The sequence below is a fragment of the Nocardia sp. NPDC004654 genome (assembly GCF_040609595.1).
GTDB lineage: Bacteria > Actinomycetota > Actinomycetes > Mycobacteriales > Mycobacteriaceae > Nocardia.
Genome location: NZ_JBEXKI010000008.1, coordinates 366,337 through 390,061, shown reverse-complemented (window position 1 = coordinate 390,061; position 23,725 = coordinate 366,337). Strand labels below are relative to the sequence as shown.

The following is a 23,725-nucleotide window of genomic DNA, read 5'->3' as shown; positions in this document are numbered from 1 at the left end:
GAGGGCGGCGGCGAATCAGGGGCGATCGGACAGCGCGTCGCGCACCGTGCGATAGCGGTCGCCGAGTCCGTCCAACAGCGCACGCAGCCCCACCTCGAAGGCGTCCTCGTCGATGCGATGTTGCCGATCGGCGAGCAGATGGGCTTCACTCAGGTGCGGGTAGTCGCCGCCGTAGACCGTCGCGTCGGCGGGGAATCCCGCGGCGAACGACGCGAGCGCGGAGCCGGTGATGAAATAGCGCATCAGCGCGCCGACTTTGGTCGCCTCGCGGCGCGGCCAGCCCGCCGCGACCAAGCCACCGAACACCGCGTCGGCGATCCGCAGCGCGTTGGGGCGATGCCCGGGGCCGCCCGCGAGCGCGGGGACGATGTTCGGGTGGGCGGCCATGGCGGCGCGGTAGGAGTAGGCCCAATCCCACAGTGCCGTACGCCAATCCGGGTTCTCCGGGCCGAGCGCGGCGAACATTCCGGTGTCGACCTCGCCGAGCACCGTGTCGGCGATGGCATCGATGAGTTCGTCCTTGGTGCCGACGTGGTTGTACAGCGACGGTCCCTGAACGCCGAGCTCGGCGGCGATGCGCCTGGTGGACACCGCCGCCATGCCCTCGGCGTCGAGCAGTGCCAGTGCGGTGGCCACGATGCGCGCTCGGTTGAGCAGTGGGTGGCGGGGTCGGGCCACGGTTTGCCTCCTTGTCCTGTCGCAGCATTGTCGCAGGAGACAAAAACTTGCGCTGCTAGTTTATCGGCCTTACGGTCGCCTTGGAAACTTTCACCGCTAGTTTTGGAGTGTGATTCCATGCGGGTCGTCTCTCTTGCACGAGTCAGACATAGACCTATAGGCCGACTGCGGGGTGTCGTCGCGGCAGCCGTCGTGGCGGGCGTGACGGTTCTCGGCGCGACCCACGCCATCGGTCCCGCGGCGGCCGCGCCCGAGCCCACCGTGGGCGTGTCGGTCGAGCAGCAGCTCGCCGATCTGGTCCGCGCCGGGCTGCGGCCCGCGCCGGACGGCAGGCAGCCGCAGCCCATCGTGGACACCGGAAGCAGCTCGGGCAGCGGCTCGGGTTCGGCCGGGCGCAGCCACGCCTCCCGGGTGGCGGGTGAGGGGCCCGAGGTGTCGGCCTTCCTCGCGGCTTTCGCCCACGGCCTCAGCCATCCCGACGCGGCCCCCGCAGGTGCGAACCAGCCGAATTGTCGTCCCAGCGCGGAACATCCGCGCCCGGTGGTGCTGGTGCACGGCACCTGGCTGAACGCCTACGACACCTTCGCGTACCTGTCGCCGCGGGTCGCCCGCGCCGGGTACTGCGTCTTCACCTTCAACTTCGGCCGCGCGAGCCTGTTCGAGGGCGGCGGCCTCGGACCGCTCCTGCCCGGCCGCTACGGCGTCGGCCCGATGGAGGATTCGGCCCGTCAGCTTCGCGAGTACGTCGACACCGTGCTGGCCGCCACCGGCGCCGAGAAGGTCGACATCATCGCGCATTCCCAGGGCGGACCGGTCTCGAGCCAGTACCTGAAATTCGAAGGCGGCGCGGACAAGGTCGGCAAGCTCATCTCTTTCGGCGGCACCAACCACGGCACCTCGCTGATGGGCATGGCGACACTGGGACGGCTCATCACCAACCTGGGCATCCCCATCCTCGGCTTCTACCGGCCACTGATCGGCGCGGCCAACATCCAGCAGGTCGTCGGTTCGGAGTTCTACGCCCACCTGAACCGGGACGGCGACACCGTGCCGGGCATCGAGTACACCGCGATCGGCACCAGGCACGACCAGATCTCGAACCCGTTCGAATGGACCTTCCTGCAACCGGGTCCGGACGCCCCGGTGCAGAACATCGCGCTGCAGGACGGCTGCGAGCAGGACATGTCCGATCACCTGACGCTGATGTACTCGCCGCGCGCCGCGGCCATCGCGTTGCGCGCCCTGGACCCGCAGGCGTCCATCGAGCTGACGTGCGCGTTCAACCCGTGGATGATCGGCGGCGGCGGTTCGCTCTGACCGGTCGGTGACGCACCGGGATCGGGCGGACAGTGCGGTGCCACCGCGCCGTCGGGTGCCCGGAACGACAGAAGGGACGCCCGGCCGGATGGCGGGGCGTCCCCTTTCGGTTCGATACCGGGTCAGCAGCTGGTCGGCACCGGATCACCGCGGAAGCGCGACTCGACGTAGTTCCACGCGTCGGCGAATCCGGCGGCGGCCGCGGTCATGTGCTCCGCGATGTCGTAGGTCACCAGCTTCACCGGGGCGCCCGCCTTGCAGTAGCGATCAGCGACCTCGGCGACCGAGTCGAACGGCGTCAGCGTGTCGTAGCGGCCCTGCCACAGATAGGTCGGCACGGTCGGCACGCCTTCGTAGTGGCGCAAGCTGTTCTCGTGCAGCACTTCTCGCGCCTCGGGGCTGTCCATCAGGCTCTTGGACGCGGCCATCTGGTCGGCGCTGCGGAAGGCGCCGTGGAAGAGCAGGAAGCGGCGGCAGGCGTCGTGGGTGAACTCGCGGAACCACAGGCCGTTCGGGTTCAGCTGATCCGAGATCGGCAGCCGCTCAGGGTATTCCCGCTCCAGCCCCATCGCGGCGGCGAAGGCCAGGCCGAAACCGGGGTGCGGTTCGAAGCCGAGGCCGAGCGCCATCTGCTCGAGATCGGCGGGGATGCCACCGGCGACGGCGGCGGTCAGCTTCAGGTCGGGCGCGTAGGTCGGCTGGAGCGCGGCAGCCCACGCGGTGGCCATGCCGCCGCCCGAGTAGCCCGCGATCGCGACCTGCGAAGAACCGAGGCCGAGTTCGGCGACCTTCTGCACCGCCTTCACACTGTCCAGCGTGACCATGCCGCTGAGCTTGGCCGCGCCGTAGGCGACGGTCGGGCCGAGGTAGTCCGGCAGGGAGACGGCCCAGCCGCGGCCGATCGGCAGCAACGCGCCCGGCGCGTCCTGGAGTTCGCCGTTGAACAGCGAGCGCGACGGATTACACCGGGAGCCAAGGGAATTGATCAATGCCTGGTAGGAGACCAGGGGCGGGTTGCTCACTCCGATGGGGAGCAGGACAGTGGTGATGCCCATGATGGGATTGCCACCGGAATTGGTGGAGCGGAAGGCCACCTGCCAGCCTTCGGTGCCGACGTAGAGGCCGGTGTCGATCTTGCGTGTCCGGACGACGTCGCCGGGCTGCAACGCGGCCAGTTCGGCGGGCGCGCTGTAGAACGGGTCCGGATCGGGTTCGGGATAAAGGGGATCGGCCTGCGCCGGGGCGCACAGGACGCCTAGGGACAGGATGCTCGAGACGAGGATCAATATTCGAGTCGTGACTCTGGACACGGTCTTTCTTTCGTCCATTGGGCATCGCCGATGGACGGCCGTGGGATGAGGGGCCGCGGCGGACATCGGTGACGTATTTGACAAGGTGGGAACGACGCAGTGGAGCGACTTCGGTCACCGCGTGAAGCGCGGTCGAAATGGAATGGGTCGCTGGAGACGCGTGCACGCCATCGCCCCTCGCGGCGGATGGTCGTGCGAGGCTTGGCGCACCTCCTTCGTCTCCGTGGCTGCCCGAGGCCGCAGGCGACGGCCACTATCCGCGGCGAACATATCGCAACCAAGATCGAATCGAGGATAACGACACACCGAACTTGGTGATTCTCACAATGGAACGGTAGATCCGTGATGCGATTTCACAGGGGTGATGCTGTCCGTGTTTCCGGTCGCGACCTGCGGGTATGGGTCGAAGATCGTTGCGCCCGAGGAGAATTCGAACCCAACATAGCCTCGTCGATATCTGCTTCGAACCGGCCGTGATCAGCGGGAACAATCATGCTCGGGGGAGTGCCCCCGCTCGGAACGAGCGGTAGCGATCATCCAGCATCGGGGATTCGCCCGCGTCCCGCGGAAGTGACCATCATCGTTGTCATGGCGACGATCGGGAAGAACAGCAACCAGGCGTTCGGTATCCACCATGCCGGGTCGAATTCGCAGCGCACCAGGTAGAAGTTCAGGGCCATCAGTCCCGCGGCGGCCGTCGCGGTCAGCGAGACGAGCATCATCCGCTCGGCCAGCGCGGGCTGCCTGCCTGCGACGGCCAGGCTCGCGAGTCCGATGCCTATGGCGGCGAGGTCGAGCCCGAGGAACGACCAGTTCCATTGGCGCAGAAAAGGATCGGTACCGACGCTGAGCGCGCCGAGCGCTGTCGCGACCCAGTACGCGAGGAAACCGAGATCGGTCCAGAGCATGATCCGCTTGGTGCGGGCGAAGCGGGCGTCGGCCATGGGAAATGCCTCCTGCGGCGGGCCATCCGGAGCGGGGCGGGCGCGGGGAGGTGCCCCGTGGCGAGCATGGTCGAGGCCGGACGCGGCGGCGCGCCGTCACCGATCTTGCTCGGTGACGGCGCCCCGCGAATGTCGGTCAGGGCGTGGAGAAGCCGATCAGTGCGCCGATGCCCGCGCCGATCGGAACGGTGACCAGCGCGCCGACACCGCCGAGGAAGAAGCCGAGCACCGCGCCGATACCCGCGCCGATGAGCGCGCCGACCACGGCGTTGTGCTGCTTGCGCGCGACCGTCTCGTCGTAATCGACCAGCTGGCGCAGGTGCTGCGTCGTCGCGGCCGGGGCGCCGACCGGCGTCAGGGTGAGGGTACGGCCCGCGTCGGTGATGCGCGGCGTCAGGCCGAAGGTCTGGCCGTGGGTGGTGAAGCCCATCGGCAGGGTCGCGACGATGCGGCCCGAGGCGTCGGCGAGGGTGACCGTCCGCGCGTCACCGGCGAGCGTGAACGCGCCGCCCTCGACGGTGGTGACGATGCCGCTGCCGTCCGAGGTCGGCCCGGCGGTGTAGCCGATGCCCTGGTCGGCGCCGCGCACGGACACCTCGGCGGCTGGACCGGTGGGCTGGGCGTTGACGGCGCCCGCGGATATGCCGATGGCCCCGATCGCGAGCAGGGCGGAAGCGGCGAATTGATTGACTCTCATCGTGTTTCCCTACGTGTGTCGTTCGGGCAAGACAGCCGATGCGTCCCCAAGAGGCCGGTTCTCGGCCGTACTCATTCTCGCGTCCCACCGTGCGAAACGGGCGGTTTTGCGAAATCTCCACTCGCGAAACGCTTTTGCTGCGCCGGGTGAACGGCGTAGACCAACGACCACGGTCCGGTCGGCGCCTCCGGTGCGGGCACCGGAAGTGGCCCGGCGCCTTCGCTCAGAACTTCGGCGGCGACCTGCGCGAAGCGCGGCGCGGCGGGGTGCGGCGAGGTGTCGGGCCACACGGCGCCGACGCGCAGCCGCAGCGGCCGGTCGACGAGGGGACGCCAGGCCACCCTCGGCTCGCGTCGGGCCAGCGCCTCCCGGGTGAGCGCGACACCGTTGCCCGAAAGCACAAGGCCGAGCAGGAATTCGGGATTGCGGGCATGCCGGACCAGGCCCGGAACGAATCCGTGTGTGTGGCACACCTCGAGCAATTCGTCGTGCCAGCCGGGAGCGGTGGCCCGAGGGAAGAGGATCAGCTCGTGTCCGGCGAGGTCGGCGAGACTCACCTCGTGCAGTCGGGCCAGCGGCGAGGTGCGGGGCAGCGCGACGCCGAGGGGCAGTTCGGCGGTCGGCCCGTATCGCAGATCGGGCGCGTCGACCGGATGCTCGACCAGTCCGACGTCGAGTTCCGCGGTGGCGAGCAGACGGAGCTGTTCGGCGGTCGTGAGTTCGTGCAGGTCCACGGTGAGTCCGGCGGCATGCTCGGCGAGTTCGCGAAGCAGGCGGTGCAGCACGGCGGCGGGTGTGTCCGGTGGGACACCCGCGCGCAGCGTTCCCAGACTGCCGTCGCCCGCCTTGCGCGCCACCGTGCGCAACCGCTGTTCCGCCGCGAGCAGTGCGCGCGCCTCCTCGATCAGCAGCTGCCCTGCGGTCGTCAGCTGCACGGCCCGCCGAGAGCGGTCGAACAGCGCGACGCCGAGTTCGCGTTCCAGCCGCTGGATGGACTGGCTCAGCGGCGGCTGCGCGATGCCGAGCACCTCGGCCGCCCTGCCGAAATGCATCTCCTCGGCCACCACCAGAAAATGGCGCAGGTGTCGCGTGAGATCCATCGGCCGACGATATGCGATCGGATATCGGGCGCTCGGGCGCGGCCGGTCGATGGGCGCTGGCGGACGATGTTCGTCATCGGCCCCGCGCACGGCCGGAGCGAATGCGTAGCGTGGCCGCTGTGTCACCCGAGGAGCGCATCCGTGAGATCTTTGCCGAGCTGCCGGTGCGCGGCCGGTTCCATGCCGTCGACCTGGCCGACGGACGCGAGATCGGCGTCGACGCCGACGACCAGGTGGTGATCGCCTCCATCTTCAAAATTTTGCTGATCCTGGAATTCAGCAGGCAGGTCGACGCGGGTCAGCTCGACCCGACCGAACGCGTGCTGGTGCGCGCCGCGGACCGGCTCGGCGGCTGGGGCACCGCGGGCTGCGCCGACGACGTGGAGATGTCGCTGCGCGATCTGGCCTACTTCACCATGTCGGTCAGCGACAATACGGCCGCCGACCTGCTGCTGTGCCGGATCGGACCGGACACGCCCGCGCTGCTCGCCGCCGAGCTGGGGCTCGGCGCGACCCGGGTGATCGGCGGACCGCGCCAGCTGCTGGAGACGATGTTCGCCGACGCGGGCGCGCGCACCGCCGCCGAATTCGCCGCGATCTTCCCGAGCCTGCCCAGGGAGCGGGTGGCGGACATGCGGGTCTTCCGTCCGGAACACACCACCTCCAGCACCGCGCGGGAGATCACCCGGCTACTCGGCATGATCTGGCGCGATGAGGCGGGCAGTCCGGCGGCCTGCGCCGCTACCCGAGATCTGTTGCGGCGCCAGATGTTCTGGACCCGGCTGGCGGCCGCGTTCCCGGACGAGGTGCTGGTCGCCTCGAAGACCGGCACGCTGCCCGGACTGCACATGGAGGCGGGCGTCCTGGAGTACCCGGACGGCGGGCGCTACGCCGTGGCGGTGTTCGCGCGCAGCGACGAGCTCGCCACTCGACGCATCGACGTCGACCTGGCCATGGCGCGATCGGCGCGGCTCGCCGTCGACGCCCTCCGCGATAGTTCTGACCAGGTCTGATATCCGATCGCGTATCGGCATGCCGGGTTTTCGATCTTGGACGTGACCCGCGGCGGCCTGCTTGTCTCGTCGCCATGACATCTCCACGGATCAACCGGCGCACCCTGTTCCGCACCACCGCCGCGGGCGCCGGAGTCGCGGCCGTCGGCGCGGCGGGCGCGGGCGCGTTCCTTTCGAGCCGGGATTCCGGCGAACCCGTCCGCCTGCCCGGCGCTGGGAACGCGGAATTCCGCTGGCTCGGCGTCTCGGGCTGGCGCGTCGACATCGGCGGCGACACGCTGCTCATCGACCCGTACCTGAGCAGATATCCGGTCGGTCTCGCCGCGGGCGCCTTCGACGCGAACGCGCCGCTGCGGGTCGATCCCGCGGCGATCGATCCGCACATCGGCAACCCGAAGTACGTGTTCGTCACGCACACCCACTGGGACCACTTCAACGACGTGCCGCACATCGCCGCGCGCAGCGGCGCTCGAGTCTTCGGCACCGTGACGACCTATCACGTGGCGCAGGCCTGTGACGTGCCGTCCGACCAGCTGAGCGTGGTGCGCGGCGGCGAGGTGCTCGACTTCGGGGGCTACACCGTGGAGATCGTCGGTTCGCTGCACAGCCGGACCGGCCGGTATTCGCTCACCTTCCCCGGCGTGCGGATCAGCCGACCCGAACGCCCCGCGACCATCGCCGATCTGCCCGAGGGCGACACGCTGGCGTTCCTGCTGCGCGTCGACGGCGGGCCGTCGGTGTTCTTCATGGGCGCAAGCGATTTCGTCGAACGCAACCTGACGGGCGCCGCGCCCGACGTCGCCATGATCGCGGTCAACAGCAGCGACGCCACGCACGACTACGCCGCGCGGCTGATGCGCGCGCTGGATCACCCGCGCACAGTGGTTCCGGTGCACTGGGACGATTTCGAATCCCCGCTGGCCAACCCGCCGCGCACCGACGACGAGAGCGCACAGCGCCGCGACGCGCTGATCGCCGCGGTGCGCGCGGCGAGCCCGGAGACGGAGGTGATCGTGCCCGAATATCTGAGGCCGTACCGGTTCGGCTGATCGAAGGAGGCGAGGCCGAAGCCGGTTTCGGCGCGCGGCGAACGGGAATGACGGCAGCGAAGTCAGGTAGCCGTCGTCCCGATGGAGGAGTCACCGATGAGCACCGACGCGATCGTGCTGTTGCGCGAGGATCACAAGGCGATCCGCAAACTGTTCCGCGAGTTCGAGAAAGCGGGGTCGGACGCGCACACCACCAAGGCGCGAGTGGTCGACAAGATCATCGAGGCGCTGACCGTGCACACCTATCTCGAGAACGAGTGCATGTATCCCGAAGTGCGCAAGCTCGTCCCCGAACTCGAGGACGACATCCTCGAGTCCTACGAGGAGCACCATGTGGCCGACGTGCTCGTCATGGAGCTGGCCGCCATGAAGCCCGAAGACGAGCACTTCACCGCCAAGGCCACCGTGCTCATCGAGAACGTCGACCACCACATCGACGAAGAGGAGAACGAGTGGTTCCCGCAGGTGCGCGAACACCTCGGCCGCAAGCAGTTGCAGGAACTCGGCGCGCGGATGATCGAGCTGCGCAAGAAGGCGCCCACCTCGCCCGCCCAGCCCTCGGCGCTGAAGAAGGCCGTCGACGCCGTCGTCTCGTGATCGGAGTGTGACGGCAGGGCGGTCGGGTATGCCGCGAGCATGGCTACTACAGCTCCGCTTCCCGAAGAACGTGCGGGCGCGCCGCTGCGCGCCGTGGTGACCGGGTCGGACTCCGGTATCGGCGCGGCGGTGGCCGTCGCGCTGGCCGGTGGCGGCGCCGACGTGGGCATCACTTTTCACACCGACGCCGAGGGCGCCGAACGGACCGCCGAGGAGGCGCGCGAGCGCGGCGTCTCGGCGGCCGTGCGACAGCTCGACCTCGGCGACCTGCCCACCTCCGCCGCGGTCATCGATGAGCTGGCCGACGAACTCGGCGGCTTGGACGTCCTGGTCAACTGCGCGGGGACGGGTTCCGCGCAGAAGGCCATGGACATGGATTTCGACACCTGGCGCCACGTGCTCTCGGTCGATCTGGACGGTGCGTTCCTGTGTTCGCAGCGCGCCGCCAAGCACATGATCGAGGGCGGGCACGGCGGCCGCATCATCAACATCACCAGCGTGCACGAGCACGCGCCGTTGGTCGGCGCGGCGCCGTACTGCGCGGCCAAGGCGGGGCTGGGCGCGTTGACCAAGGTGCTGGCCCTGGAACTCGCCGAATACGACATCACGGTTAATTCCGTGGCGCCGGGGGAGATTTCGACGCCGATGACAGGTCAGGAGGATGTGGACCCGCGCTCGCAGCCACGCCCCGGCGTGCCGCTCGGCCGTCCTGGCCACGCGCGGGAGGTCGCGTCCGTCGTCGCGTTCCTGGCCACACCCGCCGCGGGATACGTGACCGGCGCGTCGTTCGTGGTGGACGGCGGGATGCTGCTGATGGGACCGCAGGCCAGCGTGATGCTCGACGACGAGAAGTGGCGGCAGGTCTGAACCCGAGGCGGCGGTGTGCCGAGCATTGGCGTCGATCACCCGGCTATCCGGCGTCGATCATCCGGCGCGGCGGCGCAGCAGGCGGATGACAGCCCGCTCGGTCAGCTCCCTGCGCTCGTCCTCCGACTCGCGGCGCGCGGCCCGCCGCAGCGCGTCGGAGATCGTGACGCCGTCCTCGAACGCCTCGACCACCCGCGGATCGATGTACGCGCTCCGTGCGACCGCGGGTGTGTTGCCGAGTTCCGCCGCGACGCGCTCGGTCACCGCGCGCTCGACGCGTTTGCGGCCGCGCTGCGAGGACGGCGGATCGGCCTGTCCGAAGCCGACGGCCGCCAGTACGGTGCCCTGCCAGGTGCGCAGATCCTTCGCGCTGCACTCGCATTCGGTGAGTTCGCGGAAGCGGGCGTTGATGTCGTCGGCGTGCAGTTCGCCATAGCCCGTCTTGTCTCGGTAGGTCAGCAGCCGCTTCGACGGGGTACGGCTGCGCCGCACGGTCTGCACCACCTTGGCCAACCGCGCGTCGCGGAGGCGGGCCTGTCGCCGGATGCCGCCCTTGGCGGTGAAATCGAACACCAGCTCGTCGCCGTGCAGTTCCACGTTCTCCTTCAGCAGCGTTGCCACGCCGCGCGTCCCGTTCTCCTCGGCGTACTCCTCGCCGCCGATGCGGAACACCCCGCGGTCCAGCAGTCCGATGGCGAGCGCCTCCAGCCGGTGCCGATCGAGGCCGCGGCGGTCGAGGTCCGCGCCGAGCCGCTCCCGGAGCTGCGGCAGCCGGGCCGCCAGCTCGAGTACGCGGTCGAACTTCTCCTCGTCGCGTTCGCGCCGCCACTGCTCGTGGTACAGGTACTGCCTGCGGCCGGCCGCGTCCACGCCGACCGCCTGGATGTGTCCGTTCGGGTAGGGGCAGATCCACACTTTCCGCCATGCGGGCGGGATGACCAGGGCGCGAATGCGTTCCAGTTCTTCCCGGTCGGACACCGGCTCGCCTTCGGCAGTGAGATAGGAGAAGCCGCGGCCGCGGCCGATCCGGCGCAGGCCGGGGCCGTACGGTGTACTGCGTCGCAATCGCATGCGACCGACCTCCCTCGGCTGCCCCGGGCGCGTTCGCCGCGCCCGCCCTTCCGATCTACCCCGTTCGACGCTCGGCAAAAGTGCGATCGGCTACTGTCTAGCTGCTCGTGTCCGGCCGGAAGCACCCCCGTCGGTGCGGCCTCGTGTGCGCCGAACGCGCGCCTGTCCCGCCCTGCAGGACCCGGTATGCGATTTCGCAGGCCGAATTGTTCATGAAACCGACTTCAGCCCATAAGATCTCGGCCATGACAAAACTCGCACACCGCCGGATCACCCTCCTCGCCGGAGCCGCCATCGCCGCCGTGCTCCCCGTGGTGGGGGCCGGGTACGCCGCCGCGGACCCCGCCACCGACGCCTACCTGCATGCGGCGAAGGAGGCCTGTGAGTCCGCGGGCTACCAGCTGAACACGAGCCTGGCGGCCGCGGGCTTCCGTTCGCCGAAGGCGCCGTGCGTGGATCCGCGCACGCTGGCGGTCGTGCGGGTGCCCGTCGCGGACGGCACGGCGTGCTCGATCCTGGACGGCGTCGTCACCCGCGAGGGCACCGCCTTCGACGGGGTGTGCAGGTAACCGTTCCGCCCCTCGCTTACCACGGCCCTCCGCTGCCCAGTGCGCGGAGGGCCGTTGTCGTCCTTCGATCCGCATCGGTCACAGCGAGCCTCGCACGGATACCGAATCGGTTGCGGCCCAACCCTTCTCTCTACCGCGTGCCGCACCGCCGTTCACCCGCGGTCAGGTGAGGCGGTGTTCTTCGATCGGTGTGCTCAGGATCGTTCCGTTGAGGTCGAGGTAAAGCAGGCGTTCGGTGACCGAGAGCGTGATCGTGTTGCGGCGGTCGATGACGGGGACGGCGGCGTCGATGAAAGCGCGGTCGAAGCTGTAGAGGGGGATGTCGGCGGCGCGGTGGATGCGCTTGCCGGTGAGTTGAGCGAGCACCTTGGCGGGGTCGCGGTGGGTGTAGATGGCGACGCGTTCGGCCGATTTGCTGCCGCGGTGCACGCGGTCCGCGTCGGGTGCGCCGACTTCGATCCATGCGGTGCGGCGGCCGGTGAGGTCGCGCACCAGCACGGCGGGCTCGTCGGTGGAGGACACGCCGCCGTCGCTGAAGGCGATGCCCTCCTCGTACTCGAGGCAGTAGGCCAGCAGCCGCGTCAGCATGAACTCGGCCGTTTCCGACGGGTGGCGCGCCACCCGCAACTCCAGCTCCTCGTAGACGCCGCGATCGACATCGGCCAGATGAACGGTGAACGTGTGCAGTGTCGCGCTGAGAGCCATAGGAGCAACAGCTTAGCGACGGGTGCTATCGGCGGGGCAATAGACTTTCGCCGTGGCGGATCGGCGGACCAATGGCGTGGCGGAGCTGGCGCACCTGCGGACCTTCCTCGCCGTGTACCGCGCGGGGTCGATCACGGCGGGCGCCGCGCAGGTCGGGCTGTCGCAGCCGACGGTGACCACGCAATTGCAGATTCTCGAGCGGCGGCTGGGTCGTCCGCTGTTCGATCGGCTGCCGCGCGGCGTGGCGGCGACGGCCGCGGCGCACGAGCTGGCCGCTCGGTTGGCGGGACCGATGGACGAGCTGGAAGCGATCGCGGGCGGCGCCGAGCCGGAGGCCGCGCTGCCCGAACCGCCGGTGCTGCTGGCCGGACCCGCCGAACTGCTTGCCGCCATGGTGGTGCCCGCGTTGGCGCCGCTCGTGGCCGACGGCGTCCGGCTGACACTCACCGCGGGCCTCACCGACGACCTGCTCGCCGGTCTGCGGGCCGGAACCTACGACCTGGTCGTGGCGACCACCCGCCCGCGCGGGCGCACAGTGCTCGCCGAACCGCTCGCCGACGAGGAATTCGTCCTCGTCGCCGCCCCCGCCGTGGCGCGGCGCGTCGACACCGCGCGGCTGCGCGCCGGAGATCCCACGGCGCTGGCCGGGCTGCCGCTGCTCAGCTACGCCGCCGACCTGCCGATCCTGCGCCGCTACTGGCGCCACGTCTTCGACACCCGCCTCACGGCCGAGCCCGCGTTGATCGTCGGCGATCTGCGCGCGGTGCTCGCGGGGGTGGTCGCGGGCGCGGGCGTCAGCGTGGTGCCGCGCTACCTGTGTGCGCGCGAACTCGCTTCCGGTGCGGTGACGGCGCTGCTCGAACCGGAGGACCCGCCGATCAACACCGCCTTCTTGGCCCGACGTCCCGGAAGTTCGCCGCGTCGCCACGTCGAACGGGTGCGCCGCCATCTGCTGCTCGCCGCGCGGGACTGGTGATCTCGCGCCGACGTATGTGGATCAGGAGGGCTCGCCGAGTTGCTCGACCACATCGAGCAACTCGGCGAGCGCCGGGCTCAGCGCACCGTCGGAGCCGACCAGAACATCGGTGCCGTCAGCGGTTTCGATCGTCAGGCGATAGGTCGCGGCATCGGGTGCGCGAAATGTCCGCAGTGCGGTGTCGTCCGCGCTGACCGCCGCCGCGACGGCACGCGCCAGCCGATCGGCGTCGGCCGCCGCGAGCGCGGCGGAGTCGACGATCGTCGGCCGGGCGGGCAGGCCGGGGACGTGCCCACCCGACGTGGTCAGCGTGACTTTCACGGCAACCACGCCCGATCAGCGCCGCTCGTGGGAGATCAGGTCGACCCGGTCGCACAGCTGCTTGATCTGCGCTGTCAGATCGGCGATCTGGTCCACCGCCGCGCCGTTGCCCACGTCCCGGCGCTCCGCGACGTCGACCCCGACCTGCGCCCACGCGGACCGCACCGCATCCTGCTCCCTGCTGCCCGCGCCGCACAGGCGCCCGGCCCCGGCTACGGCCAGCTCGGCGAACTCCTGGAATTCCGTCCGGCCGTGGGCGTTCCGCAACGCTTCGTACCAGATGTGCCCCGGCGCCTCCCACGCGTAGCCGCCGATTTCGACGGCGGCCAGGTAGAACGCCTTGTTGGGAATTCCCGAGTTGATGTGTACGCCACCCCAGTCGCCGTCCTCGGAGACGGGCAGATCGGCGTAGTCGTCCATGTGGCCCGGCTGCGGATCCTTGCCGAACAACGCTTCGTTCCACGCCGTGCCCGGCGCTTTCATGGAGCGCAACGCGTCGGCCGCGACAGCGGGGGTGAAGACGTCCGCGCCGATCAGCCAATCCGCTCGGTCGGCGGTCTGCTTCGCGTTCCACTGCTTCACCAACGAGCCGAACACGTCGGACATCGACTCGTTGAGCGCACCGGGCTGGCTCTCGTAGACGAGATCCGCGGTGAACTGGGTGACGCCGTGCGCGAGTTCGTGGGCGATCACATCGAGCGACTTGGTGAAATCGGTGAACACCCGCTCGTCGCCGTCGCCGAAGATCATCCGGCTGCCATCCCACAGCGCGTTGTTGTATCGGCGACCGTAGTGCACGTAGCCGTGCAGTTGCATCCCGCGGTCGTCGATCGACTTACGTTGCAGCACTTCGGAGAAGAACGAGCGCGTCGTGCCGAGACCGTCGAAGGCTCGGTTCACCGACGCGTCGGCGACCGCCGCGCCGGATTCGCCGCGGACCTGGCGGGCCGCGGCGAGATTGCGGGACGAACGGCAGTCGAAGACGGTGCGGGCGGCGTCGGTGGGCGGAGCCGCGAGGGGCAACACCGCGGTCAGGCGCCGCTCGGTGCGCATGCGCGTGTCCGAGACGAGGGTTTCGATCGCGGCGCCGCGGACGTCGGGATTCGGGCTCTGGAGCAGAAGATCCAGCAGATAGGGCGGGATGATGCAGTTGCGGCGTGTGGTCACGATCGTTCCCTTCGTTGCTAAAAGGACTGCTTGTCAGGGGAATTCGGTACGAGCACGGTTGATCAGGTTCGGAATGTAGGAACCTCCGCTCGCGTAGTTGCGTCCGCTGTCGTGCGAGCTCTGCACGGCGACGGCGTGCGGAACCCCGTCCCACCAGGCGAAGAACGGGCCGCCGGACTGGCCGACCGCGACATCGCCCCAGTGGTGCATCTCCTGGTTCGAGTCGGCCTGCGAGTTGTGGCCGTCGAGGGAAATGCTGCTCTGCCAGGTGGGGCGCAGCCCGCCGAAGTCGGCGGGATAGCCGACGTGGCTCCACCACGTCTGGCCGTCCCACGCGTCGGTGTACGACTTGGACCCCAGCCACCCGGTCCGGTCACCGATCCGCCAGTTCAGCACTACCACGACGTAGTCGTGGCGCCGTTCGTCCTCGTCGAGACCGCCGGTGACTTTGCGGTGGTAGTAGGTCCGGATCGCGTGCGCCTTGCCGAACGGCCCGGGCTCGCGATCGAAGAACGCGGGCACGAACTCCAGCCAGCCCACCGATCCGTCGTTGTTCCAGACCATCACGTGCGAAACGGTCAGCAGGTGCCTCGGACCGACCATGACGCCGGAACCGGCACCGTTACCGGTGGTCACCCGGCCGTTGCAGCCCCACGGGTAGGCGGTGTCCCACAGCACCTGGCGGTTCTCGGGGAGGAAGACCGTCGTCGGACGAGGTGCGTCGAGCGACGGGTTCGCCGGGGCGGTGGGGAAGCGGGTCGCCCGCACCTCCTCGGGCATCGGCTCGGGAACCGAGCGCACCGCAAGGTGCTTGGGCACCCCGGCGTCGGTGCTGACGCGCGGCAACTCGGCGGTGGCGCGTGCGATGGCCGATTCCAGGTCGGCGAGCTGTTCGGGCGTCGCGACCTTGCCGTCGAGTTCGCGTTCCAGGCGCTTTTCTTCGCGCGCCACGATCTCGGCGTCCGGGGGATCGACTCGCTCCGCGGGCACCGCGGGCGGGATGGCGCGGGCGCCGATCCGGCTCGGCCGGTAGCTGATTCGGACCTCGGTCGCGGGTTGCTCCGTCGGGGCGCCCGCGTCGAAGCCGCGGACGACGACCGAGGATTGCTCGATGTCGGCGCCGTCGGCCGGGACGTCGACAGTCGTCTCGAAGACGAGGCCGTCCGCGGGCTCGGCCTCGCGATCGGGCGGCGTCGCGGCGAGTTGCTCGGGAGTGCTGGGTGGGTCGGTGAAACGAAGACTGCGCGGCATGTCGGGCCCCTGAATCGAAAGATTGGAATTCGCGCTCCCCGAAGGGCGTGCGATTAGAAGTCTCCGCCGGTGCGCCCTGCGCGCCACGCGTAGGCGACTACGCCAAAACCGCGTCCGCACTACTCACGTCGCGGCGATTTCGGTCCCGCGACGCGAGTGAAATCGTCTGGTTCTTCGGGCGAGAAAGTGCCACTCTTAACCGGTGACACAACCTCCGGATATTCAGGCGGCGGGACAAGATCCGTCCTCGGACACATTGGACGCCGCCGTGTTCAAGGTGGCGGGCGTGGTCGTGCTCGGCGCGATCATGTCGATCCTCGACATCACCGTCGTGACCGTCGCGCTGCCTACCTTCCAGATCGAGTTCGGCACCAGCTACGCGATCGCCGCGTGGACCATGACCGGCTACACCCTGGCACTCGCCACCGTCATCCCGCTCACCGGATGGGCGGCGGACCGGTTCGGCACCAAACGCCTCTACATGGCCGCGCTGACGTTCTTCGTGCTCGGTTCGCTGCTGTGCAGTACGGCGTGGAACATCGAGTCGCTGATCGCCTTCCGCGTCATCCAGGGCATCGGCGGCGGCATGCTGATGCCGCTCGGCATGACGATCATGACCCACGCGGCGGGCCCGCAGCGGGTCGGTCGGGTGATGGCGGTGCTCGGCGTGCCGATGCTGCTCGGCCCGATCGGCGGCCCCATCCTCGGCGGCTGGCTGATCGACGCGTTCAGCTGGCACTGGATCTTCCTGATCAACCTGCCGATCGGCATCGTCGCGCTGGTGCTGGCCTACCTCGTGTTCCCGGCCGACGAGCCGGAGCCCTCGGAGTCGTTCGACTTCCTCGGCATGCTGCTCGCCTCGCCGGGTCTGGCGCTGTTCCTCTACGGCGTCTCCACGATTCCGGAGGCGGGCACGGTCACCGCGAAGAAGGTGCTGATTCCGGCCGCGATCGGCCTCGTGCTGTTGGTGGCGTTCGTCTTCCACGCGCTGCGCACCAAGCATCCGCTCATCGACCTGCACCTGTTCCGCAACAAGGCGCTGACCGCCTCGGTGCTGACCATGGTGCTGTTCGCCATCGCCTTCTTCGGCGCGGGTCTGCTGCTGCCGAGCTACCTGCAGCAGGTGCGCGGTGAGTCGGCGCTCGCGGCGGGTCTGCTGATCGCGCCGCAGGGTCTCGGCGCCATGCTCACCATGCCGATCGCGGGCCGGTTCGTCGACAAGTACGGTCCCGGCAAGATCGTCATGCTGGGCATCGTGCTGCTCGCGGTCGGCACCGCCTTCTTCACCCAGCTCGAGGCGGACACGTCGTACGTGATCATGTGCCTGGCGCTGCTCGTGATGGGTCTCGGCATGGGCTGCACCATGATGCCGATCATGACCGCCGCCATCCAGACGCTGACCCACCAGCAGGTGGCGCGCGGTTCGACGCTGATGAACATCATCAACCAGACCGCGGGCTCGATCGGCACCGCGACCATGTCGGTGGTGCTGACCAACCTGCTGAAGGACCAGACCCTGGCGGGCCCGGCGATCGCCGCGAATTCCGATCCTGCCATCGCGCAGCAGCTCGGACCGGAGGCCATCGCCACCGGCCTGGACCAGGCCGCGCAGGCGTTCAGCGACACCTACATCGTCGCGCTGGTCCTCATCGTGCTGACCCTGGTCCCGGCGTTCTTCCTGCCGCGGACCAAACCGGCGAACACCCAGGACGCCGACGCGAAGGTGCTCGTGCACTGAGTCCGGCGTCAGGGCGACAGATTCGGGTCCGCGGCGAATACGCCGTGGACCCGAATCGTTTCGCTCCGGCCGTGATCGGGCAGCGGTTACGCGTAGAGCGCGACGAACTTGTCCAGCGAGCGCTCGATGTCGCCCTTCACCGCGCGCGCCACGCCCGAGCCGATCGGGCCGAACAGCGGCGCCCCGCCGAGTTCGATGTCGACGGTCACCTCGGATCCAGAGCCCTTGGGGGCGACCAGAAGTCCCAGCGAGAACTTGGTGCCGCCCTTGCCCGCGCCGCTGAGCACCAGCTTGCGCGGCGGCTCCGCGGTCTTGACCTTCCACGTCACGCGGTTGCGCATGCCCTTGACCGACGCGACGCCGACCAGCTCGGTTCCCACCGTCAGCGTCTCCGGCACCTCGCCGCGCCACGACTCGTGCATGGTCAGCCACTTGTCCAGCTCGGCGAGGTTGGAGGTGTGCGACCACGCCTCTTCCGGGCTGATCGGGACGTCGACGGAGACCTTGAGCTTTGCCATGCCGCGCATGGTATCCGGTACCGGCGGTTCGACCTGACTCCGATCGCGGTGGCGATCTGTGAGCCCTGTCACGTCGGAATAGGCGACGCCGCAGCGGAGTTACTATGGTTGCCAAGTCAACCAATTAGTCCGAGGAGGCCTCGTGCAGTTCGGAGTCTTCACCGTCGGTGACGTCACCGCGGATCCCACGAACGGCCGCACCCCCAGCGAGGCCGAGCGGATCAAGGCGATGGTGACGATCGCGCAGAAGGCCGAGGAAGTGGGCCTGGACGTGTTCGCGACCGGCGAGCACCACAACCCGCCGTTCGTGCCGTCCTCGCCGACCACCATGCTCGGCTACATCGCCGGGCGCACCGACCGCATCCAGCTGTCCACCGCGACCACGCTGATCACCACCAACGATCCCGTCAAGATCGCCGAAGACTTCGCGATGCTGCAGCACTTGGCCGACGGTCGCGTCGACCTGATGCTCGGCCGCGGCAACACCGGACCCGTGTATCCCTGGTTCGGCAAGGACATTCGCGACGGGATCGCGCTCGCCATCGAGAACTACCATCTGCTGCACCGGCTCTGGCGCGAGGACGTGGTGGACTGGGAGGGCAAGTTCCGCACGCCGCTGCAGTCCTTCACCTCGACCCCGCGCCCGCTCGACGACGTGCCGCCGTTCGTCTGGCACGGATCCATCCGCAGTCCTGAGATCGCCGAACAGGCCGCTTACTACGGCGACGGCTTCTTCGCCAACAACATCTTCTGGCCGAAGGAGCACTTCCAGCGGCTGATCGAGCTGTACCGCGGCCGCTACGAGCACTACGGGCACGGCGCCGCCGATCAGGCCATCGTCGGTCTCGGTGGACAGGTGTTCATGCGCGAGAACTCCCAGGACGCGGTGCGCGAATTCCGCCCGTACTTCGACAACGCGCCGGTCTACGGCCACGGCCCCTCGCTGGAGGAGTTCACCGAACAGACCCCGCTCACCGTCGGCAGCCCGCAGCAGGTCGTCGACAAGACGCTGACCTTCCGCGAGCACTTCGGCGACTATCAGCGCCAGCTGTTCCTGATCGACCACGCCGGGCTGCCGCTGAAAACCGTTCTGGAGCAACTGGACCTGCTCGGCGAGGAGGTGGTTCCGGTGCTGCGCAGGGAATTCGCCGCGCGCAAGCCCGCGCACGTGCCGGACGCACCGACGCACGCGTCACTGCTCGCCGCGCGCACCGCGACCGAGCCCGTCTCGTGACCGCGGGACGCCTGCCGGGCTGACCGGAGGAAAGCCGCGCACCGGCCGGGTGCGCAAGAACACCGGGTGACGCCGAGGACGTCGCACCCGACCGCCGCACTAGTTGAAATTTCTACCAACCGAAGGAGAACATCATGACCACCGCAATCGCCAAGGGACTGACCGCGGGCACCTGGGTCATCGACCCCACCCACTCGACCGTCGGCTTCTCGGTACGCCACCTGATGGTGAGCAAGGTCCGCGGCCGGTTCACCGACTTCGAGGGCAAGCTCGTCATCGGCGAGGACGGCGCCGCGTCGGCCGAGGCCGAGATCCGGGTGAACTCGCTGACCACCGACAACGAACAGCGCGACGCCCACCTGCGCACCGCCGACTTCTTCCACGCCGAGCAGTTCCCGCTGATGACTTTCAAGTCGACCGGATTCCGGGTGAACGGCGAGGAATTCGTCGTCGACGGCGAGTTCACCATCCGCGGCAACACCAAGCCGGTCTCGCTGAACGTGGAGTTCCTCGGCGTGAACCCCGGCATGGGCAACGGCCCGGTCGCCGGCTTCGAGGCCAAGACCGTGGTCTCCCGCCGCGAGTTCGGCCTCGACATCGATATGCCGCTGCCGGATGGTGGCGCGGTCATCGGCGACAAGGTGGCCCTCACGCTGGAGATCGAGGCCGGTCTCCAGAGCTAGGTCGAGGTCTGCCCCGGCCGGTGGGCGGCGATCAGGGCGCGCGCCATCTCGCGAGCGCGGCGCGCGGCCTGTCGATCGCCCTCCGCCGCGGAGACGATCGAGCCCTTCATCAAGATGTGCCATGACCTGGCGAACTCGTCGGGTTCGCGGAGACCAGCGCTGTGCGCGCGGGCCCGCACCACACCGCGGATGTTGTCCAGGTGTTCGATGCTCGCGCGCCCGGCCGGATGCTCGGCGCCCATCTCCAGCAGCACGTTGATGAACGTGCACGCGTCGAAATCCGGGCCGTTGAACCACTCGTCGAAGACATCGAAGATGGCGAGCAACCGCTCTTCGGGGGTCTGCCCGAGTAGTCGGGAACGCTCCTCGACGAAACCGAAGGTCCACAGCTTCTCCCTGCGCCGCAGGACGGCGAGCACCAGATCGTCCTTGGTGCGGAAGTGCCGGTAGAGCGTCGCCTTGGCGATGCCCGCGCGAGCGATCACCTCGTCGATGCCGACATCGCGGATACCGCGGCGAGTGAACAGCGAGTAGGCGGCGGCGAGGATCCTTTCCCGTGCAGCGGAAGTGGAATCCGTCTGGGCCGTCATGGAGCCAGCGTAACCGCTGGACAGACGGGCTTCGGCACCGGTGGCGGTCCGGCGGCAGCCGCCACGGCGCCCGACCGTGCGCGCCGCGACGTCGGTCGCGGAGCGGTTCCCTGGCACCGTTGCGAATTCGGCGAACAATGGCAGCCCGACTGTTCGATTTCACTCCGAACAGCCACTTCTCGGCGGCCGCAATGAACTGCGCTGCTTGGGTTTTCCTGTGCCCGTTTGGATTTTGCTACGAATTGCGAAGCCGGTCATCAGGATCCGTCGTGACTTCGCTGTGATGCTGCTAGGGTGGGCGAGTCGTCGGGTTCTGGGCGTGTCGGACTGGCTCCGGTCGGTCGGTGATCGATTCGCTGATCGCCTGCGCTGCGGGCACTGTGAGGTGAGCGGTGAGCCTCCGGTGGTGCTTGTCCGCGAGCGCCAGATCCTCCGACGCGCAATGGATCCGATCAGGCGTCACACGATCGGTGTCGTTCGGAAAGACAAGACGGAGATCTGTGGTGGCAGGGTGCGGGTTCGGACGGGGACCTTAACGGGGGCGGTGCATCGGGGGGAGGCTCGATCCCGTCAACGACGAGAGAACTGATGAATCTGGATATCGCCGTACTACTTCCATGGATCCTCGCCACGGTGCTTGTCGTCGCGGTCGGGTACACGATCGCCGCGCTGCGCCGAGAGCGGGCCAGAGCCGAGTCTTTGCTGGAGGACCAGCGCAAACGTGACGAGGCGCTGGAGCGTTTCGCCGGGCAGACCATGCCGGCGATCACCGACGCCGTCCGGCGCTACGAGCCGCCGACCAGCACGATCGAAGTGCCTACGGGACTGCAGAATTCGCGACTGGCCCAGTGCCTGCAGTGGATCGGCGATCGCTACGCCGACGACTTGCGCCTCGTGCAGTCCGAGTCGAGGGAACGGACGATGGTCGACGCCGAGGCGCACGCCAGGCAGGCGATCGACGCCGCCGAGGAGGCGGTGCGCGCCGAGGTCGGAGCCGCCGCCCGCGACGCGACCAGTGGCGCGGTCCGCTCCTTCGGCACCTCCGTGGTGAGTCTCGGCGCCGACGTCAGCCAGGTGGTCAGCGCCGCGCTGCGCCAGCACCGCAACGACGACGTCTACGCCACGCTCACCCGGATCGACCACACCGTCCAGCAGATGATCCGCCAGGCGCAGTCCTACGTGATCGTCTGTGGCGGCCTGCCCGGCAGGCGCTGGCCCGCGCAGTCGCTCACCGACGTGGTCGGCGGCGCCACCGGCCGCGTGCGCGACTACCTGCGGGTGCGCACCACCCAGCTGGACCGCGTGGTCGTCAGCCGAGCGGTGGAACCGCTCGTGCACACCCTGGCCACCCTGCTCGACAACGCGCTGCGCTACTCGCCGCCGACCTCCTTCGTGGACGTCAGCTTCCAGGAGGGACATCACGGCGTCACCGTCATCATCGACGACGCGGGCGTGCGGATGAACGCCGAGCAGATGGAGGAGGCCAGGCAGGTGCTCGCCAACGAGCGCCCGGTCGACATCCACCAGCTCGGTCCGTCGCCGAAGGTCGGTTTCCCCGGTGTCGCCGCCCTCGCGCGTCGCTACGGGTTCACGGTCTACATCGACGGGCCCAACGCCTACGGAGGCATGCGCGCGATGGTGTACATCCCCGAGGCCCTGCTCGCCGCACCGAGCGGGGGCGACAAGACGACGACGGCCGCCACCCCGGTCGAGGCTCCCGCGCCCGCACCCGCGCCCCAACCGGCGCCCGCACCGCGCGAAAAGGAGCCGGAGGACAGCGCGTTCGCGGTGCACGAGATCACCGAGGGCGGCCTGCCGAAGCGGCGCCGCCGCGAGGTGGCGCCCGCGATCGGCACGCGCGCAAGGACTTCCGGCGAGCCCGCGAGGCCGGATATCGCTGCCGCATGGCACACAGGTTCCAAGAGCGGCCGCGCCGCCGCCGCCGAACACACGGAAGGGATGACACCTTGATGGGCACACCGACTACCACCGTGGCCGACAGCAGCAACAAGCTCGGCTGGCTACTCGAGGATCTCAGCATTCCAGGCGTCCGGTTCGCGGTATTGCTGTCCGATGACGGGCTGCGGATCGCGCACTCGAAGGGCATCGCCCGCGACGACGCCGAACGCTTCGCCGCGGCCGCCTCCGGCCTGCGGTCTCTGGGCAAGGCGCTAGGCGAGTTCTGCGGCGGACCGGAAACGGGCCTACGTCAGAACATGACCGAATACGACGACGGGATGATCTTCATCACCGCCGCCGGGGAGGGCGCCCTGCTCGGCGTCTCGACCACCGCGGACATCGACGTCAGCCTCATCGCGCACCGGATGAACGAACTGGCCGGGCGCGTCGGGCACGAACTCGGCAGCCAATCGCGGCAGAGGACAGACAGCGGCCTGTCATGACCAGGTCCCGCCGCGACCCCGACCTGGTTCGGGCTTATGTGCGCACCGGCGGGCGTTCGCGTGCCACTCGCGAACTGGATCTGGTCACGCTCGTCGTCGCGGCGCTGGCTCCCGCGCCCGGCGCGAGCCCGGACGCACGCCGCGTGATGAACCTGTGCAGCGGTCGCGGCGTGCTGTCCATCGCCGAGATCGCGGCCTATCTGGACCTGCCGCCGTCCGTGGTGAAGATCGTCGTATCGGATCTCATGGACGGCGGCCATCTCACCACGCCAACCCCGGCCGAGAACCTGCCGGAGATAGCCCTTTTGGAGGAGGTACTGAATGGGCTCCGCGCTCTCTCGGCCTGAACGAGTCGTCGACTATGTGCCGGAGACCGTGACCCGATCGGTCAAATTGCTGGTGGCAGGCAATTTCGGTGTCGGCAAGACGACCTTCGTCAGCAGCATCTCGGAGATCAAGCCGCTGCGTACCGAGGAGACCATCACCGAGGCGAGCATCGGCGTCGACGACATGGCCGGTCTGCCGGGCAAGACGCAGACCACCGTCGCGATGGACTTCGGCCGTATCACGCTGAATCCGCAACTGGCACTGTATCTTTTCGGTACACCGGGTCAGCAGCGCTTCGTGCCGCTGTGGGAGGAGCTGGCCCGCGGCGCGCTCGGCGCCCTGGTGCTGGTCGACACCCGGCGTATCGAGAAGGCCGACGAGGTGCTCTCGGTGCTGGAGGAACGCGGCGTGCCGTATTCGGTGGCGGTCAACCAGTTCGAGGGCGCCAAGCAGTACCCCCTCGACGAGGTCCGCGACGCGTTGGATCTCGCCGAGGGCACACCACTGACCACGTTGGACGCGCGGCATCGAGGCACGTGTCTGCAATCGCTCATCACACTCGTCGAATTCCTGTTCCACCGTCTGGAGTCCCGACTTTGAC

At 68.9% G+C, this 23,725-nt stretch carries 26 protein-coding genes; 14 read left to right on the top strand and 12 right to left on the bottom strand.

Annotated features, from left to right (window positions below; genetic code table 11):
• Positions 1-15 precede the first annotated feature (15 nt).
• Positions 16-678 (bottom strand): TetR/AcrR family transcriptional regulator C-terminal domain-containing protein, encoded by a 663-nt coding sequence (locus ABZV58_RS27150; RefSeq protein WP_355002988.1) that lies wholly within the window; start codon positions 676-678, stop codon positions 16-18.
• A 192-nt stretch (positions 679-870) separates the two neighbouring features.
• On the opposite strand from ABZV58_RS27150, the gene ABZV58_RS27145 reads away from it, so the two are divergent.
• Complete coding sequence (locus ABZV58_RS27145; RefSeq protein ID WP_355002987.1) at positions 871-1,995, top strand: alpha/beta fold hydrolase; 1,125 nt, start codon at positions 871-873, stop codon at positions 1,993-1,995.
• A 122-nt stretch (positions 1,996-2,117) separates the two neighbouring features.
• On the opposite strand, the gene ABZV58_RS27140 is transcribed toward ABZV58_RS27145, so the two are convergent.
• The 4 genes from ABZV58_RS27140 to ABZV58_RS27125 all read right to left on the bottom strand — a co-directional run bounded on the left by ABZV58_RS27140 (position 2,118) and on the right by ABZV58_RS27125 (position 6,046).
• Complete coding sequence (locus ABZV58_RS27140; RefSeq protein ID WP_355002986.1) at positions 2,118-3,323, bottom strand: lipase family protein; 1,206 nt, start codon at positions 3,321-3,323, stop codon at positions 2,118-2,120.
• A 515-nt stretch (positions 3,324-3,838) separates the two neighbouring features.
• A complete protein-coding gene (locus tag ABZV58_RS27135) occupies positions 3,839-4,249 on the bottom strand; it encodes a DUF5360 family protein (RefSeq protein WP_355002985.1) in 411 nt (136 codons plus the stop codon).
• A gap of 136 nt (positions 4,250-4,385) precedes the next feature.
• Positions 4,386-4,946, bottom strand: a complete 561-nt coding sequence (locus ABZV58_RS27130; RefSeq protein WP_355002984.1) for a hypothetical protein — start codon at positions 4,944-4,946, stop codon at positions 4,386-4,388.
• A gap of 71 nt (positions 4,947-5,017) precedes the next feature.
• Positions 5,018-6,046, bottom strand: coding sequence for a LysR substrate-binding domain-containing protein (locus ABZV58_RS27125; protein WP_355002983.1), 1,029 nt, complete (start codon positions 6,044-6,046; stop codon positions 5,018-5,020).
• A gap of 119 nt (positions 6,047-6,165) precedes the next feature.
• Here ABZV58_RS27125 and ABZV58_RS27120 point away from each other — a divergent pair, with 119 nt between their 5' ends.
• From ABZV58_RS27120 to ABZV58_RS27105, 4 genes are all read left to right on the top strand, one after another.
• The gene (locus ABZV58_RS27120; protein WP_355002982.1) at positions 6,166-7,059 is read left to right on the top strand and encodes a serine hydrolase; all 894 of its coding nucleotides are present in this window, start codon (positions 6,166-6,168) and stop codon (positions 7,057-7,059) included.
• Between the two features lie 74 nt (positions 7,060-7,133).
• Entirely contained in the window at positions 7,134-8,108 is a 975-nt protein-coding gene (locus ABZV58_RS27115; RefSeq protein ID WP_355002981.1) for an MBL fold metallo-hydrolase, read from the top strand.
• Between the two features lie 96 nt (positions 8,109-8,204).
• Positions 8,205-8,705: a hemerythrin domain-containing protein gene (locus tag ABZV58_RS27110; RefSeq protein ID WP_355002980.1), complete on the top strand. Its 501-nt coding sequence runs from the start codon at positions 8,205-8,207 to the stop codon at positions 8,703-8,705.
• A 39-nt stretch (positions 8,706-8,744) separates the two neighbouring features.
• Positions 8,745-9,572 carry an SDR family oxidoreductase gene (locus ABZV58_RS27105; protein WP_355002979.1) on the top strand — a complete coding sequence of 276 codons (828 nt, stop codon included), beginning with the start codon at positions 8,745-8,747 and terminating at the stop codon, positions 9,570-9,572.
• A 57-nt stretch (positions 9,573-9,629) separates the two neighbouring features.
• On the opposite strand, the gene ABZV58_RS27100 is transcribed toward ABZV58_RS27105, so the two are convergent.
• Positions 9,630-10,643 carry a DNA topoisomerase IB gene (locus tag ABZV58_RS27100; RefSeq protein WP_355002978.1) on the bottom strand — a complete coding sequence of 338 codons (1,014 nt, stop codon included), beginning with the start codon at positions 10,641-10,643 and terminating at the stop codon, positions 9,630-9,632.
• Positions 10,644-10,888: 245 nt separating this feature from the next.
• Between ABZV58_RS27100 and ABZV58_RS27095 the strand changes: the two genes are divergently transcribed.
• A complete protein-coding gene (locus ABZV58_RS27095) occupies positions 10,889-11,212 on the top strand; it encodes a hypothetical protein (RefSeq protein WP_355002977.1) in 324 nt (107 codons plus the stop codon).
• A 162-nt stretch (positions 11,213-11,374) separates the two neighbouring features.
• Here the strand turns inward: ABZV58_RS27095 and ABZV58_RS27090 are convergent, their stop codons facing one another.
• Positions 11,375-11,917: a YaeQ family protein gene (locus ABZV58_RS27090; protein WP_355002976.1), complete on the bottom strand. Its 543-nt coding sequence runs from the start codon at positions 11,915-11,917 to the stop codon at positions 11,375-11,377.
• Positions 11,918-11,969: 52 nt separating this feature from the next.
• Here ABZV58_RS27090 and ABZV58_RS27085 point away from each other — a divergent pair, with 52 nt between their 5' ends.
• On the top strand, positions 11,970-12,893 hold the full coding sequence (locus ABZV58_RS27085) for a LysR family transcriptional regulator (RefSeq protein ID WP_355002975.1): 924 nt from the start codon (positions 11,970-11,972) through the stop codon (positions 12,891-12,893).
• A 21-nt stretch (positions 12,894-12,914) separates the two neighbouring features.
• Here ABZV58_RS27085 and ABZV58_RS27080 read toward each other — a convergent pair whose 3' ends face one another.
• The 3 genes from ABZV58_RS27080 to ABZV58_RS27070 are packed head-to-tail and all read right to left on the bottom strand — an operon-like array spanning position 12,915 to position 15,632.
• Positions 12,915-13,223: a protealysin inhibitor emfourin gene (locus ABZV58_RS27080; RefSeq protein ID WP_355002974.1), complete on the bottom strand. Its 309-nt coding sequence runs from the start codon at positions 13,221-13,223 to the stop codon at positions 12,915-12,917.
• Between the two features lie 6 nt (positions 13,224-13,229).
• Positions 13,230-14,381, bottom strand: a complete 1,152-nt coding sequence (locus tag ABZV58_RS27075; RefSeq protein WP_355002973.1) for a M4 family metallopeptidase — start codon at positions 14,379-14,381, stop codon at positions 13,230-13,232.
• 33 nt (positions 14,382-14,414) lie between these two features.
• A complete protein-coding gene (locus tag ABZV58_RS27070) occupies positions 14,415-15,632 on the bottom strand; it encodes a hypothetical protein (protein WP_355002972.1) in 1,218 nt (405 codons plus the stop codon).
• 202 nt (positions 15,633-15,834) lie between these two features.
• Between ABZV58_RS27070 and ABZV58_RS27065 the strand changes: the two genes are divergently transcribed.
• Positions 15,835-17,370 (top strand): DHA2 family efflux MFS transporter permease subunit, encoded by a 1,536-nt coding sequence (locus tag ABZV58_RS27065; protein WP_355002971.1) that lies wholly within the window; start codon positions 15,835-15,837, stop codon positions 17,368-17,370.
• Between the two features lie 86 nt (positions 17,371-17,456).
• Here the strand turns inward: ABZV58_RS27065 and ABZV58_RS27060 are convergent, their stop codons facing one another.
• The gene (locus tag ABZV58_RS27060) at positions 17,457-17,888 is read right to left on the bottom strand and encodes an SRPBCC family protein (protein WP_355002970.1); all 432 of its coding nucleotides are present in this window, start codon (positions 17,886-17,888) and stop codon (positions 17,457-17,459) included.
• A gap of 142 nt (positions 17,889-18,030) precedes the next feature.
• Between ABZV58_RS27060 and ABZV58_RS27055 the strand changes: the two genes are divergently transcribed.
• Positions 18,031-19,122, top strand: a complete 1,092-nt coding sequence (locus ABZV58_RS27055) for an LLM class flavin-dependent oxidoreductase (protein ID WP_355002969.1) — start codon at positions 18,031-18,033, stop codon at positions 19,120-19,122.
• Positions 19,123-19,256: 134 nt separating this feature from the next.
• Positions 19,257-19,805, top strand: a complete 549-nt coding sequence (locus ABZV58_RS27050; protein ID WP_355002968.1) for a YceI family protein — start codon at positions 19,257-19,259, stop codon at positions 19,803-19,805.
• Here ABZV58_RS27050 and ABZV58_RS27045 read toward each other — a convergent pair.
• Positions 19,802-20,395 (bottom strand): helix-turn-helix domain-containing protein, encoded by a 594-nt coding sequence (locus ABZV58_RS27045; RefSeq protein ID WP_355002967.1) that lies wholly within the window; start codon positions 20,393-20,395, stop codon positions 19,802-19,804. The genes ABZV58_RS27050 and ABZV58_RS27045 overlap by 4 nt on opposite strands.
• A gap of 588 nt (positions 20,396-20,983) precedes the next feature.
• Between ABZV58_RS27045 and ABZV58_RS27040 the strand changes: the two genes are divergently transcribed.
• The 4 genes from ABZV58_RS27040 to ABZV58_RS27025 are packed head-to-tail and all read left to right on the top strand — an operon-like array spanning position 20,984 to position 23,724.
• Positions 20,984-22,366, top strand: coding sequence for a sensor histidine kinase (locus ABZV58_RS27040; protein ID WP_355002966.1), 1,383 nt, complete (start codon positions 20,984-20,986; stop codon positions 22,364-22,366).
• The gene (locus ABZV58_RS27035; RefSeq protein WP_355002965.1) at positions 22,366-22,797 is read left to right on the top strand and encodes a roadblock/LC7 domain-containing protein; all 432 of its coding nucleotides are present in this window, start codon (positions 22,366-22,368) and stop codon (positions 22,795-22,797) included. The genes ABZV58_RS27040 and ABZV58_RS27035 overlap by 1 nt, the downstream gene beginning before the upstream one ends.
• The gene (locus ABZV58_RS27030) at positions 22,794-23,144 is read left to right on the top strand and encodes a DUF742 domain-containing protein (RefSeq protein WP_355002964.1); all 351 of its coding nucleotides are present in this window, start codon (positions 22,794-22,796) and stop codon (positions 23,142-23,144) included. The genes ABZV58_RS27035 and ABZV58_RS27030 overlap by 4 nt, the downstream gene beginning before the upstream one ends.
• Positions 23,119-23,724, top strand: coding sequence for an ATP/GTP-binding protein (locus tag ABZV58_RS27025; RefSeq protein WP_355002963.1), 606 nt, complete (start codon positions 23,119-23,121; stop codon positions 23,722-23,724). Before ABZV58_RS27030 ends, ABZV58_RS27025 begins: the two co-directional genes overlap by 26 nt.
• Position 23,725: the final 1 nt, after the last annotated feature.